General features: G+C 31.9%; 15 protein-coding genes. 13 read left to right on the top strand and 2 right to left on the bottom strand.

Translation table 11 applies throughout. From position 1 onward, the window contains the following. The first annotated feature begins 179 nt into the window (after window positions 1-179). Window positions 180-743: a hypothetical protein gene (locus tag LXM54_RS21505; RefSeq protein WP_233317287.1), complete on the top strand. Its 564-nt coding sequence runs from the start codon at window positions 180-182 to the stop codon at window positions 741-743. A 781-nt stretch (window positions 744-1,524) separates the two neighbouring features. Here LXM54_RS21505 and LXM54_RS28595 read toward each other — a convergent pair. Further along, window positions 1,525-1,632 carry a DUF3953 domain-containing protein gene (locus LXM54_RS28595; protein WP_442780523.1) on the bottom strand — a complete coding sequence of 36 codons (108 nt, stop codon included), beginning with the start codon at window positions 1,630-1,632 and terminating at the stop codon, window positions 1,525-1,527. 505 nt (window positions 1,633-2,137) lie between these two features. Between LXM54_RS28595 and LXM54_RS21500 the strand changes: the two genes are divergently transcribed. The 6 genes from LXM54_RS21500 to LXM54_RS21475 all read left to right on the top strand — a co-directional run bounded on the left by LXM54_RS21500 (window position 2,138) and on the right by LXM54_RS21475 (window position 9,225). Further along, window positions 2,138-2,695, top strand: coding sequence for a class I SAM-dependent methyltransferase (locus tag LXM54_RS21500; protein ID WP_233317286.1), 558 nt, complete (start codon window positions 2,138-2,140; stop codon window positions 2,693-2,695). A 23-nt stretch (window positions 2,696-2,718) separates the two neighbouring features. After that, window positions 2,719-3,405 (top strand): response regulator transcription factor, encoded by a 687-nt coding sequence (locus LXM54_RS21495; protein ID WP_233317285.1) that lies wholly within the window; start codon window positions 2,719-2,721, stop codon window positions 3,403-3,405. Then, entirely contained in the window at window positions 3,402-4,511 is a 1,110-nt protein-coding gene (locus LXM54_RS21490) for a sensor histidine kinase (RefSeq protein WP_233317284.1), read from the top strand. Before LXM54_RS21495 ends, LXM54_RS21490 begins: the two co-directional genes overlap by 4 nt. 73 nt (window positions 4,512-4,584) lie before the next feature. Next, on the top strand, window positions 4,585-5,223 hold the full coding sequence (locus LXM54_RS21485) for a TVP38/TMEM64 family protein (protein WP_233317283.1): 639 nt from the start codon (window positions 4,585-4,587) through the stop codon (window positions 5,221-5,223). A gap of 335 nt (window positions 5,224-5,558) precedes the next feature. Beyond that, the gene (locus LXM54_RS21480; protein WP_233317282.1) at window positions 5,559-5,819 is read left to right on the top strand and encodes a hypothetical protein; all 261 of its coding nucleotides are present in this window, start codon (window positions 5,559-5,561) and stop codon (window positions 5,817-5,819) included. A 1,447-nt stretch (window positions 5,820-7,266) separates the two neighbouring features. After that, window positions 7,267-9,225 (top strand): NTTRR-F1 domain, encoded by a 1,959-nt coding sequence (locus LXM54_RS21475; protein WP_233317281.1) that lies wholly within the window; start codon window positions 7,267-7,269, stop codon window positions 9,223-9,225. A 188-nt stretch (window positions 9,226-9,413) separates the two neighbouring features. On the opposite strand, the gene LXM54_RS21470 is transcribed toward LXM54_RS21475, so the two are convergent. Further along, a complete protein-coding gene (locus LXM54_RS21470) occupies window positions 9,414-9,587 on the bottom strand; it encodes a DUF3231 family protein (protein WP_233317296.1) in 174 nt (57 codons plus the stop codon). A 1,024-nt stretch (window positions 9,588-10,611) separates the two neighbouring features. On the opposite strand from LXM54_RS21470, the gene LXM54_RS21465 reads away from it, so the two are divergent. The 6 genes from LXM54_RS21465 to LXM54_RS21440 all read left to right on the top strand — a co-directional run bounded on the left by LXM54_RS21465 (window position 10,612) and on the right by LXM54_RS21440 (window position 15,565). Continuing rightward, the gene (locus LXM54_RS21465; RefSeq protein ID WP_233317280.1) at window positions 10,612-11,046 is read left to right on the top strand and encodes an 8-oxo-dGTP diphosphatase; all 435 of its coding nucleotides are present in this window, start codon (window positions 10,612-10,614) and stop codon (window positions 11,044-11,046) included. 25 nt (window positions 11,047-11,071) lie between these two features. After that, on the top strand, window positions 11,072-11,545 hold the full coding sequence (locus LXM54_RS21460; protein ID WP_233317279.1) for an NUDIX hydrolase: 474 nt from the start codon (window positions 11,072-11,074) through the stop codon (window positions 11,543-11,545). Between the two features lie 239 nt (window positions 11,546-11,784). After that, window positions 11,785-12,270: a GNAT family N-acetyltransferase gene (locus LXM54_RS21455; protein ID WP_233317278.1), complete on the top strand. Its 486-nt coding sequence runs from the start codon at window positions 11,785-11,787 to the stop codon at window positions 12,268-12,270. Between the two features lie 246 nt (window positions 12,271-12,516). Beyond that, window positions 12,517-13,053, top strand: coding sequence for an RNA polymerase sigma factor (locus LXM54_RS21450; protein ID WP_233317277.1), 537 nt, complete (start codon window positions 12,517-12,519; stop codon window positions 13,051-13,053). Further along, entirely contained in the window at window positions 13,043-13,969 is a 927-nt protein-coding gene (locus LXM54_RS21445; protein WP_233317276.1) for a stage II sporulation protein P, read from the top strand. Before LXM54_RS21450 ends, LXM54_RS21445 begins: the two co-directional genes overlap by 11 nt. Window positions 13,970-14,143: 174 nt before the next feature. After that, complete coding sequence (locus LXM54_RS21440; RefSeq protein WP_233317275.1) at window positions 14,144-15,565, top strand: M1 family metallopeptidase; 1,422 nt, start codon at window positions 14,144-14,146, stop codon at window positions 15,563-15,565. Window positions 15,566-16,008: the final 443 nt, after the last annotated feature.

Here is a 16,008-nt window from a genome sequence, read left to right as displayed (position 1 = left end):
GTTTGTTGAAGAAGAATTAAAATTAAAATAGCCATATACTTACTGAATTTTAAAATAGGTAATTAATCAAGAACGGAGTGTTCCATAAATGATTATTATTTATAACTAGTTAGTATTCTGTTTAAATAGCTTAGCTTTAGGCATAACTTAGCTAACATTAATAGTAGGAAGTGAACATAATGTCGGTTTTTATTCAAAATAGCGATATAAGCATTATTAACTCAATTAAGTTTAAAAAGAGGAATCTCACAGTTTTAAGTCTTGGAGTAAATTTTAGAGATCTTGAAGGTTTTTCAAATAATTTTATAAAAAATACTTTTGAGTTTCCTTTATTCTTTGTATTATCAACTGAGTTAATGGATGATGAAGATATAGAAAAGGTGAAGGAATTACATATTGATTATGTATGTAATAAAAAAAATGAATGGATGATTCTTAAAGTAGAGTCTGCTGCTCAATTAAAACTAACAACGAGATATTGTGAGGGGTTTGCTTCTAATGGTTTCCGTTCGTTTATGATAAAAGGTGAGAGTTTACTATTGGGTGAGTTATGTCCAAGTGTGAATTGGAATCATCCAATAGAATTCCCTGATCTTAATTGGGACAAGGTAATAACCTTAATTGATATAGATGAAGTTGGGTTAACGGTATTCACTGATGATAATAGAATCAATAGTACATTAAAATTGTTAAATTATATTCCTAAAGAGTATGAAATTGATTTGAAGAATTGTGATATTTAATTTAAAAGTTCATAAGCTAACAGGTCTTTCCTTAAATAATGGAAGGTTCTTTTTTATACAACAATCTGGTCAGAATCCTTATAATAACTTAAGCATTAACCAGTGCAGTTTATGTGCTTCTGGTACTATCGTGGCAGGTTACCTTAAGTGAATTTATTCACAAACTCAAAGTATTATACGTACTAAATTTAATGGGAATACAAGCTGTTGGCCTATTTACTTCTTTTCTTATTAGTTAAGTAATAAACAAAAAGTTCTTTTGCTAGCAGTACAATTAATACTATAGCAGTTATTAAGACAAGATCTATAAATGTTGGCTTAATTAAATAACATATTCCCCCAAAAATAATGATGATAGTTGATATTAATTCACTCAGGGTACATCTATCCTTTTATGTAATATCTTTTTTTACAATAAATAAAATCTGGAATTATTTTGATTTTCATTCTTCTTTATTTAACTTGGTTATTGCAGATTCCAAGTAAAATTGTTCCATATACTGTTGAACATATGAATTAGTTTTAAGCCTTAATAATATTTCCTTATTATCAATTATTATATTTTGGACTATATCTATTGGCTTGTTTACGTTCTAACTATTAATAATTAAGAATATAATTATTTCCCGAAAGGACAAGGTGGAATAGGGTCCATTTCCTCCTTTCTTGATGCTGTTCTGGAAGAGGAGTAATATGTTATCTAATTTAAACAAAATCCAATTTGTTAATTCTTTCTTCTAACATATCTTTAAATTTATTTACTTGTCCCTCAATAAAACTTCTATTTTTTATAATTTTTTTTAAACTCAGATACTCCAATAATTAGTATATAAAGACTTAAAGGAATGAATACAAGAACGAAAACCTCGTATGTAATCAAATTAGTCATGCTAAATAAAATAAAAAGAAAAATAGTTAATAGGGTTGTGTAACTAATGATATTTATTTTTATCACCTTTTCTTATGAAAAAATATTTACACATATTATACAATTCATACTGTCAATAAATATCTTAAGAATTCTTAAGAAAATTGTTGGAGTTTCTCTTTTAGATTTTGTATTTATATTACTTGATTCGATGTAGAGGAATAAGGGATTTATTTGGACTTTTATTAGTATTGATTGTACCGTTACTTAACTCCTATACATGTACTATTGTTGTGATTGTAACTAATATTGCTGGTCATTCTATTCTTATTCAGATTTCTATGTTACAGCCATAGAAGCTTTTTGGTAAAAGAGCATTAATCCAAGGGATTAATGCTCTTTTTTATGTAGAGAAAAATTATCCATACTTTAAATAAAATCCTTAAGAATTCTTAAGAAAATTGTTGAGTTTATCTTTAGATTTTACATTTATATTGATATTCAAACTAACATTGAGGAGTAGGGCATGAGAAAATTTTCTTTTATTTATCAATATATTACTAATCCTAGAACTGTCGGTGCAATCTGGCCAAGTTCCAAATTTTTGAGTAAAAAAATGGTAGATGGGATTGATTTTAAGAAAGCAAAATATATTGTAGAATATGGACCAGGTACTGGTGTATTCACCAAGAAAATACTAGAAAAAAGAAGTGAAAACACAGTTATTATGTTAATTGAAAACAATGAAGAATTTTATAAAATTTTGAAGAAAAAGTACAATAAGCAAAGAAACATAATTATCATTCATGGATCTGCAGAGCATGTTCAACAATATCTATTGGAATATGGAATTCCTTATGCGGATTATATTGTTTCTGGTCTTCCATTTGCGAGCTTACCTAATTCTGTATCAAAAGGGATATTATCAAATACCTTGAAAGTGTTAAAAACAGGTGGGGAGTTTGTGACTTTTCAATATACTAAGGTTAAAATACCTTTTATGAGAAATTATTTTCCCAATATTACGCTAAAAAGAGAATTAAGAAATTTACCACCAGCTTATGTTCTTCAGTGTAAATTATAAGGGATATAAAAAGGAGTTAATTAATGCAACCCAAAATACTAATAATCGATGATGATAAAGAAATAAGGAATCTTATTGGTATCTACCTAGAAAATGAAGGTATGTTAACGCAAAAATTTGAAGATGCCATTGAAGCATTAAATTACTTACAAAGTGATGAAGTAGACCTTATTATTTTGGACATTATGTTACCTAAAATGGATGGAATTCAAGCATGTATGAAAATTAGAGAAGAAAGAAATATGCCAATAATCATGTTGTCGGCAAAGTCTGAGGATATGGATAAAATACAGGGACTTATGTCAGGTGCAGACGACTATTTATCAAAGCCTTTTAATCCATTAGAATTAATTGCAAGAGTGAAATCTCAATTAAGAAGAACGAATAAATATAATACGCAACCAAGTAAAGATAAAAAAATGATGGAAATAGGAGAATTAAAAATAAATTTTGATACGAGACAAGTCCATGTGCAGAATCAAGAAGTTAGACTTACTCCTAAAGAATTTGATATTTTAGAGTTCCTTGCTCGAAATAAAGGAATGGTAATGAGTGTGCAAAAAATATATGAAGCAGTTTGGAAGGAAGAATTCTTTCGATCAGATAATAATGTAATGGTACATATAACAAAAATACGAGATAAAATTGAACAAGATCCTAAACATCCTATTTATGTGAAAACGATATGGGGTGTGGGTTATAAAATATGAGGAATGTTAAAAGGATAAATAAGTTATCTACCCAATTACTGGGTGCAATTACTCTTAGCCTAATTGTGTCTTTCCTTGCTATTATGCTAGTTTCACGTTTAATCGGATACTTTATAGATAAACATAATCCTGAGAATCTAAGTATTGCTGTTTATTCCTCACTAGCTGTAATTATATTTTTAGTGTTGATTGTAACATTTATAGTTACTTTTATTATTTTAATTAGTAAAAAATTACGCTACCTTAAATTAATTTCCAACAAGATAGATAAAATTGCAAATGGAGAGATGGGGCTTACAATAGAATTGAGAGGTAAAGATGAATTGACACAACTTACTGAGAACGTCAATTATATGTCTAGAGAGTTACATCACAAATTTGAAAAAGAAAGAACGTTGGAACAAGAAAAGAACGAACTAATTACGAATATTTCTCATGATTTACGAACACCGTTAACATCCATTATCGGTTACATTGATCTTTTAAAAAAAGGTCATTATTCCAACCAACAACAGTTGCAGGAGTATTTAGAAATAACATATCAAAAATCAAATAGACTTAAAATGTTAATTGATGAGTTATTCGAATATACTCGATTATCCAATCAGGATTTTACTTTAAATAAAAATGTAGTGGATTTCGGCGATTTATTAGAACAAATAGTAGGTGAATACTTACCAATTATAGAAAAAGAACAATTACTTGTGAATAAATCAATTGAAGATGCTGCATTTCCAGTGTTAATGGACGTAGATAGGTTAGTTCGTGTGTTTGACAATCTTATAAGTAATGCTATTAAATATAGCGTTAAACCTTCAGTCATTATGATTAGCCTACAAAAAAAGGGGAATCATTCTTTATTTCAAATCATAAATAAAGTAGAAAAACCTCCTAGTGAGGATATCAATAAGTTATTTGAGCGATTTTATGTGGGTGATAAGGCGAGAATGGAGAAAAATGGATCCGGACTTGGACTTGCTATATCAAAAAGAATTTTAGAATTACATTCTGGGCAAATATCGGCAGATTTTCAAGATAACACAATCAGTTTTCAAGTTGAATTACCATTAGTTACGGATTATGAAACGAACCTTAAGAATTCTTAATAATTATCTGAAGTAATTCTTCATTTTTTTCTCTTATAATACTAGCATCGTTAATATTAGGAGATGTGAAAAAATGAAAAGAAAATTTACCTTTATTACCATTTTGATATTAGTCCTTTTATCTTTAGTATACTTTGACGTATTACATGTCGATATAGATACCATAAAACATTTTATTTCAGAGAAAAATGAATACGCATCATTGTTCTTCATTGGAGCATGGATAGTTAGACTGCTATTTCTTATACCAGGAACTCCTTTAATGATACTAGGAGGGGCTTCCTTTGGCCCTTTACAAGGTTCTATTTTATCAACTGTTGGATTAGTATTAAGCGCTAGCTTAATTTATTTTTTGTCTAGAAGCATTGTTGGAAAAGAAGTAAATATTTATATGCTTAAAAAGCATAAAGATTTAAATCAATTATTAAAAGTATATAATTTTAAAATTCTCGCTTTAGGAATGGTTTGTCCGATTGTTCCTTCAGATGTACTTTGTTTTTTATCAGCTGCCACTGGAATAAAATATTCTACTTACATCCTAACTCTAATTATTGCCAATGCACCACTAAGACTTTTGTATAGTTATATCGGGATTAATTTTGCCAAATCAACAGTTGGCTTAAGTTTAACATGTATATCTATAGGGTTAATTTTTATTGTGTCACTAAGAATTTGGAATACGTTAAAAACAAACATATCCATTCAACAATAAATAAAATTGCTTAGAAATAAATTAATAATGATTGGATCAGAGCTTTCCTTATATTAGGAAAAGCTTTTTTTTACCTTATTATAGTGTAAAAACAAGTATAAAAAGATTATATTTTGTGAAGCATTACACTTAAACTAACAGGGGCTTTCCTTAAATATAAGGTGCCTTTTCTTATGTTGCTAAAGAGGCAGGTTTGTGAAAGAAGGAATTACAAAAAACTAGGTAGGATTTTGTAAATATCAAAGGTGTATTGTCTAATTAATTTCTTTCTATGGGAAATTTTGTTGTCTTATTAGTTCCATTCCTTGATAATTAATGGGAAATGGAGATGTATTATGGGAAAAGAAATTAAAATAAATATTAAGTTTTTTGATTTGGATTTAAATAAAGAAATTTACTTTGCAGAAGAAATACTTTTGGCTGCTAATCCCTTATTAACTCCACAATTAATAATTAAAGATGGAACTAATTTGAATGGGTTACTTTTAACCTTCAAAAGTGTAGTAAAAAAAATAGTTGGAATAAAGGTTGAATTTGAAGATCATTTTTCTAGAATAGAGCGAACTATTACGATTGAGATAAAAGAAGAGCAATAAAGAATCTGAAAATATTTAAAGGAAAGTGCTCATAATTTTGAGTGCTTTTTATTTTGGAGAAAGAAGGATGATGAAATAAAGGGGCAGCTTCTTACCTCACATTTTCAGGAGATACTTATAGCGAGAAGTAAAGGTAATCAATTCGATTAGGTTTCTACATATCTTAAATTGTCCAATAAATAAAATGACATACGTATATATAATAAAAGAAGGATTAAGTAAAACTATCAATGCTAACTATTGATGGTTTTACTTAATCCTATAAATGATTGATTTTTGTCTAACTAAAAAAATAGAGTTTGTATCAGGATCTATGATTTCTAATAATCCATTTTCATGATTAAAGAAACAAAAGTGTATTTTACTGTTGTATATAACTTTTTGACCGAACGAGATATTACTAATATGGTCTAAATTCTTGGCTGTTGACATGACTATATTTTCTTAGCCCCCCTTCACTGTATAAAGGGAAGGTGACTAAGAAAAGTCTAATAGGACCCAATATAATATGTGATGTATTAAAACGGTAACATAGTACTTGCCTATAAGTAAATCCCGTTTTACTTATCAACTGATAGAAATTAAACTAACAAATAGTCTCGCATTTAGAATTATTTTTTACAAAAATGTGCAGTTTAGTGTGAAAAAATTCAAACATTTATAGTTTTAGTAAGTGTTTATGGAATGAAGTTAATATAAGAAAATACCCGACTCATGCTCTGAAGCTGCCTAGTGAGATAACTATGTCTATATTTAGTGGGTCAATTCAAAAAAAAGAACCCCCACTTAGATAGTGAGGGTTTCACGTGGAAAGGAATTTCCAATCAAACCTTCTATAACTTTCCTCACCTGTTCAGAAATATACTAAAATTATGGTTGGAAATTGTCTCTATGGCAGAAATGTGGCAGTTTTGTTTAAGTACATTTATTCACAAACTTTAATATGGTACTAAACGCATCGATGCTTATGAAGCATTTTTCCAGTAAAATAAAAATTTATTCATAATATTTACTAATGAGTTTTCTTTGTGATATGTAGTTATTTGAAAAGTAATAATGTTTGTCCATCAGTATTAAGCACACAGAGAGATTCTTAAGCAGGTTATATAAAAATTCTTGTCTAATATAAAGGGGAATATTTAGTATAAGTGTACAACCTTACTTATGGGAACAAAGCAAAAAGGTGTACATTTTAGTACACCTTTTTGAAAAGAAAATAAATGAGTTTACAGGATATAATATGTACATATAAGTATGTTGAACTGATTATTTAATCCATTTTAATAACTTTAAAAACCACTGATATTTACAGTGGTTTTTTATTTCTATCTTAACTGCTTCAAAAATGTGCTATTAACTAGAACATTATATAGAGTAGTGCTCAGACAATTTAATTAAAAACTCATATTATATTCGTATATAAAATACTTCCGAAAGGAGTAGATAGATGAGTTTATTAAATTTAATTACTAATAGTGGATTTGAAACAGGAAATTTAAATGGTTGGGTTTTCCCTGGGAATTCCACTGTTACAAATCAGTATTCTCATTCGGGAACATATTCTGCTTTGCTTGAACAGGGAATTGAACCGGCCTATATTGGACAATTTGTCCCTGCCGGAACAGGGGAGAATATAGAACTTATTGTATCTTTAGCTAAGGATAGTAATTTACAGGCTCCTGCAGTGTTAATTCAAGTTTTCTTTTTTGGACAAAATTTTGAGCTTATAGGAACTGGTTTATCGACCTATCTTCCGGCTAACAGGCTACCAAATGCACAAACTAGCGATTGGCAAGAAGTATATTTAACAACTAGTACAGCACCTGCGGGTACTACTCAAGCATATTTGCTTATAAACTTAATACCGTTAGCAGGTGCTTCTAATATTTTAATTGATGATGTAGCGCTGTTAACTGCCACTGGAATAATAGGACCAACAGGTCCAACGGGTCCAGCGGGATTAACAGGAGCAACAGGCCCAGCAGGAGTAGCGGGACCAACAGGAGCAACGGGTCCAGCAGGAGTAGCGGGGCCAACAGGAGCAACAGGTCCAGCAGGAGAAACGGGACCAACAGGAGCAACGGGTCCAGCAGGACCAACAGGCCCAGCGGGAGCAACAGGTCCAGCAGGAGCAGTGGGGCCAACAGGCCCAGCAGGAGTAGCAGGCCCAATAGGAGCAACAGGCCCAGCAGGAGTAGCAGGACCAACAGGAGCAACAGGTCCAGCAGGAGTAGCGGGGCCAACAGGAGCAACAGGTCCAGCAGGAGTAGCGGGACCAACAGGAGCAACGGGTCCAGCAGGACCAACAGGAGCAACAGGCCCAGCGGGAGCAACAGGTCCAGCAGGAGCAGTGGGACCAACAGGCCCAGCAGGAGTAGCAGGCCCAACAGGAGCAACAGGCCCAGCGGGAGCAACAGGTCCAGCAGGAGCAGTGGGGCCAACAGGCCCAGCAGGAGCAGTGGGACCAACAGGAGCAACGGGTCCAGCGGGAGTAGCAGGACCAACAGGAGCAACAGGTCCAGCAGGAGTAGCGGGACCAACAGGAGCAACGGGTCCAGCAGGAGTAGCGGGGCCAACAGGAGCAACAGGTCCAGCAGGAGTAACGGGACCAACAGGAGCAACGGGTCCAGCAGGACCAACAGGAGCAACAGGCCCAGCGGGAGCAACAGGTCCAGCAGGAGCAGTGGGACCAACAGGCCCAGCAGGAGTAGCAGGCCCAACAGGAGCAACAGGCCCAGCGGGAGCAACAGGTCCAGCAGGAGCAGTGGGGCCAACAGGCCCAGCAGGAGCAGTGGGACCAACAGGAGCAACGGGTCCAGCAGGAGTAGCGGGGCCAACAGGAGCAACAGGTCCAGCAGGAGTAACGGGACCAACAGGAGCAACGGGTCCAGCGGGAGTAGCAGGACCAACAGGAGCAACAGGTCCAGCAGGAGTAGCGGGACCAACAGGACCAACAGGACCAACAGGACCAGCCGGAGCAGTGGGACCAACAGGACCAAGTGGTCAACCATCTGCAACTGCATTATTTTTTGATCAGCCTGCTGCAACACTAGTAATTCCTGTAGGTGTAGAAACTACAATTAATACAGTAACACTCCCAGTGGCTGTAGGTAATGAAATAAAGATTGAGAATACTCAACAAATTGCTGTAATTACAGGAGCAAACTGGACTATTAATTTCAATGTTATAATTAGAAGAAATGGGACAATTATAAATACACTAACTGTAAGCAGAACAGGAAATAATTCAGGAACACAAAGATTTAATGTTGCTAATATCTATATCGACGTACCAACTACAACTTCGACAGATACCTATACAGTTAGTATCCTTACTACGACTTTAACCAGTGTCACTTCTGTTACAGCAGAAGTAAGACAATCTAGTGTCACTCGGTTTGTATAAGTTTGATGTATAAAACTTTTGTAATGGGGGCTTTAAGAATAGTCATCTTTTTCTTAACTTCTGAATAAGAGAAGCGCTAAATACGGAAGTATTTGCGAGTAAGGAGGAATAATATATAAGAGAGCATTAATCTATTAATGGTTAATGCTCTATTTTTCTGCAACCGTAATGTACATAAGCTTTTTTTATCAAACAGAGTCAGGTTGTTTTTCAAACCATCCATTTTTAACCGTAATATTGTAAGAAACGGAACCGTCCTCCATTACATTTGTAAATACTTTAGAATAGTTTACGATTAAATCTGTTCTGAAACTGGCACCTAACGAAGCTCCATAGTAAGTAAGGGCTGTTGTATATTCTATTTTTGCAGCATATCAGTAATAATTTAAGAGATCTTATTTATGTCAAAATCAGGGCAGCAATACTGTAATAATAGAAAACATAGCTTATGGAAGAAACGAGGCAGGTTTACTATAAGTACACTATTTCACAAACTAATGAATTTTTAGAATGAAAATCACTGAATAATAAAGTTATTAACTATTCAAACTGAAATATGAAACAAAACAAAACCATCAATGCTTAAATATTGATGGTTTTACTTAATCCTATAAATGAGCGATTTTTGTATAACTAAAAAAATAGAGTTTGTATCTGGATCTATTATTTCTAAAAATCCATTTTCATGATTAAAGAAACAAAAGTGTATTTTACTGTTGTATATAACTTTTTGACCGAAGGAGATATTACTAATATGGTCTAAATTCTTGGCTGTTGACATTACTATACCTTCTTAGCCCCCCTTCAATTTATAAAGGGAAGGTGACTAAGAAAAGTCTAATAGGACCCAATATAATAAGTGATGTATTAAAACGGTAACATAGTACTTGCCTATAAGTAAATTCCATTTTACTTATCAACTGATAGAAATTAAACTAAAAAAATAGACTCGCATTTAGATGTTACTAAAGTGGGAGGATAACTAAATAACATTTAAAAACAAAGAAAACCCTCGCTTAAATAGTGAGGGTTTTACGTGATAAGGAACAAAATCCAATCAAACCTTTTATAACTTACCCAACCTGGTCAAAATTATTCTATAATCACGATGCTTATAATTGAAAATCCTCCATATGGTAGAAACATGGCAGCATTCCTGTAAGAAATGAAAAAACTCTTATGGGGGAAACGAGGCAGTTTACTTTAAGTGCATCTATTCACAAAGTAGCTAAAAAAACCAGAAAGTACTGCTGTTTTAATGGGTGGATTCATTTTTATCAAGTGAGTAGAGAAAGTTGAATTTGGCTTAATAATTATATGTTAAAATATAGAAAAAAAGGTAGGGATGTGATGTAACTGGTTAATTATAAGATTTGGACAGTCGTAATGATTCAAAATGGGAACAAAGTTTTATTATTGGATCGACAACATGATAATTTCAAAGGTTTTCTTCCTCCTGGTGGTAAGGTGGAGTTTCCAGAGAGTTTTATAGAAAGCGCTATCAGAGAAGTGAGAGAAGAAACAGGACTAGAAATTATTAATTTAGTTTTTAAAGGGATTTCCGAGTTTGTAAATCCTACGAAGAAAGATCGTTACATAATGATGAATTATTGGACTAAGGACTTTACAGGGGAATTGATAAAAAATCCTCCTGAAGGTGAGTTGCATTGGGTAGATATTAATGAAGCAAAAGATTTACCGATGCAAGAGGATATAAAAATTAGATTTGATCTTTTTTTTGCACCTGGTACATTTGAAATTCAAACAGTATGGAATGAAGAAAAGAATCAACCAGAACAAGTTGTCATCAAAAAATCATAATAAACGAAGATTAAAGGAGCCAGCCATGTCGATACGTGTACAAGTATCTTGCATTGCACTAAGAGATAATAAAATTGCATTTATAAAAAAAACGAGTCGGAAGGACTTAGCAACAAACAATATGTTAATACCACCTGGAGGACATGTTGAACTACATGAATCTTTGGAGGAAGCATGTTATAGAGAGATGTCAGAAGAAACAGGTTTAATCGTGTCTGAATTAGAATTGAAAGGTGTTATCACATTTATTAAACATACAAGTGATTATCATTCAGTTTGTTTCTTTTACATTTCTAAAAATGTAAAAGGGGATATTGTTCAAATGGAAGAGAATATCTTTCCATGTTGGATAGATATTGATGAAATAAATTTAAATGAGTTAATTCCAGATTACCATAAGGGATTTCTAAACGAAGTTATTAATGGAGATAAGTTTGTAAATGCAAAAGTGGAATGGCTAAAACCAGATAACAGAGTTATTTGGACATTAAATTCGTAATAGATTAACATAACAATACTTATTAATTTGCTACGTTTAAGTAGCTTTTTGTTTCAAACATTCCTAAACATGGATTTTTTAAAGTCTTACTACAAATTAGAGGTACCAGAAAAGTAATATTTTCTAAATTATTCTATAGGATGGTTAAATTCTGGATAAATACGAAAAATCGTCTCTACAGTAGAAACGAGGCAGTTTTGTTGAAGAAGAATTAGCCGTATTTAAAAGGAGGGCTTTATATGAATATTACCATACGTAAGATGCACTACGATGATACAAAAAAAGTTCAAAGTATAGCGAAAACAACTTGGAATGCAACATATGAGGGCATTATTCCAATAGAAGTACAAAATAACTTCTTAAAATTAAATTACAGTGATAAAAGTATGAAACAACGTATAGAACGTTCTATTATTTATGTTGCAGAAGTTGAGGGTGAAATTGTCGGTTTTGCAAACTATTCCACAGTAAGGGTAGGTGGAAAGGTTGAATTGGCGGCTATTTATCTTCATCCGGAATTCCAAGGAAAAGGGATAGGTAGTGCTTTAATACAACAGGCTGTTAAAGAATTAATAGGTATAAAGGAAATTTATATAAATGTCGAAAAAGATAATAAGATTGGGATGAACTTTTATGAAGCTAAAGGATTCGAAATAGTTAAAGAATCTGATGTAGAGTTTGATGGACATATCTTAAAACAAGTTCGAATGGTAAAAAAAGTTTAACTATAAGCTAACTGGTTCTCTCCATTTAATAATGGAAGGCCTTTTTTATGTAGCTATCAGGGCAGTTTAATTAAAGAAGATTTAGAAAACCGAACTAAATTAAAGAGGATATTCTAACTTAAAAATTGAAATTCATTAATAATCCGTCTTAGAGACGGTTTTTTTTATTTAGGAAAAAATTAAAAATAATTGTAACCTTTAACCAAGTTCAAACGATTTATATTTGTATAAAAAAGGGGGGAGATTGTGTTTAATAATGACAATACCGAAGATGAAATAATAGAAATTTATAAACTTTATTATTTGGATGTATACCGATATCTAATTTGTTTTACAGGGAATCACAATGATACAGAAGATTTAACACAAGAAGTGTTCATTCGGGTTCTTAAAAATCTTACGGATAAAAATCGAATTCATCACTTAAAAGCTTGGATACTTTCTATTGCAAGACATACGGCAATTGATCATTATCGAAAAAAACGTTGGCAAGTATTGATTAATGAAAAGATTTTAAGAAATGTAGCAAGTGGACATCAACCAATAGACATTTTAGAGTTAGACGAATTAAAAAAAGGTATTCATGCTGGGATTGCTAAATTAAAACCCCATTTTAGGTCAGTTGTAATACTTAGAGCGATTAATGAATGCTCAATAAAGGAAACTGCTGAAATTCTTCAATGTAGTGAATCGAAGGTGAAGGTTGATTATCACAGAGCATTAAAAGAACTAAAAAAGATTTTAAATCCATTATCAATGGAGGTGCTAAGTAATGCAAGATGACAGAGAATTAACAGATTTAATTAAAAAATCTTTCTCACTTAATCCAAGGGAAGAGTTTGTTTTAGAAACAGAAAATTTATTAAGAGAAAAAGCAAGAAAATTAGAAAGAAAGAAGACATACAGTCGTTGGATTATTTCAGTAAGTGCATTGATTGCTTGTTTGTTTGTTTTCACTTATGTATTCCAAAAAGGTGAAGACCCCTTAATAAACTTATCTAATTCTACCCCTAACATAGAAAATAATATATCTTCATTTTCTAACTATAGTAAAGAACCACTTGTTTATATTTATCATACTCATAATGATGAATCCTTTATCCCCGAATTGAAAGCTGTAAATCCAAAAGGACAATTCGATCAGGAAAATAGCTATGACGAAAATATCAACATTACATTAGTCGGTCAAAGATTAAGTAAGGCTCTTAATAATAGACTTATTAATAATATTGTTGATACAACCAATAATATGAAGTTAGTTGAACAACGTGGGTTATCTAGAAAAGATGCTTATAACGTATCCAGAGAAAAATTAGTAGAAACTTTAACTAGATATAATAATATACAAATGGTTTTTGACCTCCACAGAGATACTACTCTAAAAAGAAATACCACTGTAGAGATTAACGGTAAAAGTTATTCAAAGCTTGCATTTGTTGTAAATCAAGAAGATGAAAAGTATAAGGAGAATATGGAATTTGCAAGAGAATTTCATGAAAAAGCACAAGAATTGTATCCTGGACTTTCTCGGGGGATATTTGGTAAGTCCACAGAGATGGCAAGTGATTATAACCAAGATATCTTAAACCAGTCTGTTATTATTGAAATTGGTGGGATAGAGAATTCATTAGAAGAGGGATACAATACTGTTGAAGCGTTAGCAGAAATTATTGAAATATTATTGAAAGAAAAAAAATAAATGTTGGACTTTTATTTTACTGCCTTTGGCAGTTATTTTTTTACGCAAAGAATTTTCATTGTAGGGAAAGTGATTTTCCTTGCTAAAGCAAAATATATACAGGAATTTCCAAACCGAAAAGAGAATTGCTTATAATATGGATTGAACTCGAGGGGGGAGAGAGTTATTAAATACTTGTACTTAAGTTTCTTTTCTATATTAGTTATATTTTTATGCTTCCAAGTTTTAAAAGTAAATAACGTATTGGTTAGCAACAATAATGAAGTTAAAAAGTCATTTACTCCAAATACAGTACCCGCAGGTAATCATGCTTCATACGATTTAAACATTGTAATGAGTGAAAAGGAAGAATTTGAAGTAAAAGCAAAAGTAAATGTACAGAATAAATCAGAAGATAATTGGAGCGATTTAGTCTTTTATTTTATTCCTAATATCTTTACCAAACAGCCCTTAGATAGTTTAGGTCAATCTTCTGCTCATCCTGGAACAGTTACAATTCGTACAATTGAAATTAATGGAGAAACAGTAGAGTTTTCATTAGAACAAGATACATTGAAAATAGATTTAAATAATGAGTTATCTCCAAATAGTGAAGTACATGTCAGCTTTACATACAATCTTACTCTTCCAGACAAAGGGTTGAGATATACAAAGAATAATGGGAACTATCACTTGGCTCAATTTTACCCAATGCTTGCTACCTATAGAAATAAGGAATGGAATAAAGAAGATTATCGATTTAAGGGGGAGACATATCATACTAATTTTAGTGACTTTAATGTAACCTATAAGTTACTAAATGGTTATACACTAGTTTCTACAAGTCCAAACGATCCCAAAGAAGTTAAACAAATTGGAACATTACAAGCAAATAACGTTAAAGACTTTTTTGCAGTAATCTTGAAAGAACATTTTCTAATCGAAAAAGAAGTGGGAAACACAAATATTAGATTATTTGGGTTTGGTGATGATAAACAGCTCTCTCAGGAGGTATCGGAAATAGCTTCAGAAGCATTTATGTACTTTGAAAAAACAATTGGGCCTTATCCTCATAATCAATTAGATATTGTGTTGGATGGTAAAAGTATGGAATACCCAGGGGTTGTAACAGCATACTCAATTGATGATCATGCTAAACTACCTCCTGCTTTATTAAAATCGACAGTTGTACATGAAATAGCTCATCAGTGGTTTTATGGAATAATTAGTAATGATCCATATCATGAAGCTTGGCTGGATGAAGGCTTTGCTGAGTTTGCTACAGGCCTATATTTTTATTCGAAATCAAATGAAGGTGTACCTTATAGCAATTTAAATGAAATGGTAAAAGGACTTGACCCATTGCCAGTAAACTTATCTTTGGATCAGTATGAACAGAATAATCAAAGTTCATATATTTATGGGAAATCCAATGTAATGTTATGGAAACTTTTTGAAAAAAAGGGTGAAATCAAAGAGGCTGAAAAATTCGTAAAGAAATACTATGATAATTATAAGTTTAAAGAGATAGATTCAGAAGAGTTTATTCGATTTACTAAATATTACTTTAACCTAGAGGATAATTCAGTTTTTAAAGATTGGTTAGAAGTAAAATAATTGCAACAACAGCTGCCATTGGCAGCATTTTTTGTTCCAAGTTATATAAAGTTTGTGAAGTATTACACTTAAACAATCTGGGGCTTTTGTTGAATAAGAGGATCATTCTATATGGCCAAAATTAATCGGTAACTCCCTTTGAATTTTTACTTTATTATGTTATCCAAATCTTACATGAAAAAAGTAAAAGTATGACCCGTATTTCAAGATGCTTAATTGTTTCGAGATGCATGCATCTTGAAACAAGAACGAATGATATTTCCATCAAAAGGAGAAAGTAAAATTGCAATATCTAGGTTCTTAAAAAGAAAAGAGAATAAGTTTAAACATACTATAAATAATAAATATATAAATCTACAAGTTTTCGTTAAGTAACTTTTTAACGAAGAGAAAAATATAGGAGATCCTACGCTTATGACTAGCTAGAAAGAATAATTTTACGC

Source organism: Bacillus sp. Au-Bac7, from assembly GCF_021341655.1.
Classification (GTDB): domain Bacteria; phylum Bacillota; class Bacilli; order Bacillales; family Cytobacillaceae; genus Niallia.
The sequence above is the reverse complement of the archived record's forward strand: the minus strand, read 5'-3'. Positions and strand labels throughout refer to the sequence as shown.